Consider the following 632-nt stretch of genomic DNA (forward strand, 5'->3'; position numbering starts at 1 on the left):
ACAACGGCCAGGGCCAGTTATTCTAGATCGCCGCCGGCATCTCATCGTAGGTGCGGCCATTCAGCGTTCGACCTGTCGCCTTCTTGTTGCGACCACCCCATTGCTTGAAGAAGAACGCCGTTCCGCTGCGCCGGCACATGGTCTCAATCTCGTCGACCCAGCGCGGATCCATTTCGCGGGCGCCTGGTCCCGATTCGCCACCGACTATCGCCCAATCGATATCGGTCAGGTTGGCGCCAGCGACGGAACTGATAAGCGGCTCGAGCGAGACAAAGCGGATTGCCGCTGGCACGCGGCGCAAATCGTCGAGACGATCGAGCACGCGACTGTCCTCGACACTAGTTCCAAGCCAAACGTTCGAAAGCACCGGGAAGTCTCCCCGCGTCAGGACGCTCGCCATAACCTCCGGCCGCTTGGTCAGGATCTGGTATGTGTGCCGCGGCGTTCCTTCCATAACGGTCCAGACCTGGCGTATGAAGTCCGCCGGTACGTCGACATGAAAGAGGTCGGACATCGAGTTGACGAACACCCGTCGCGGCTTTGACCAAGTAGCCGGGATCGCAAGCGATTTCGGATCGGTCACCACCTTGCCAGTCCATTTGGCGCGACCGCCGGTCTTGCGCGTCAGGCCC

At 61.2% G+C, this 632-nt stretch carries 1 protein-coding gene; it reads right to left on the minus strand.

Translation table 11 applies throughout. The features are described 5' to 3' along the window. Nucleotides 1-22: 22 nt before the first annotated feature. Nucleotides 23-632 (minus strand): DUF5131 family protein (locus ACXJ7R_RS35680; protein WP_457155881.1); only part of this gene is annotated, 610 nt, incomplete at its 5' end.

It is taken from the genome of Mesorhizobium sp. P5_C1, from assembly GCF_054049815.1.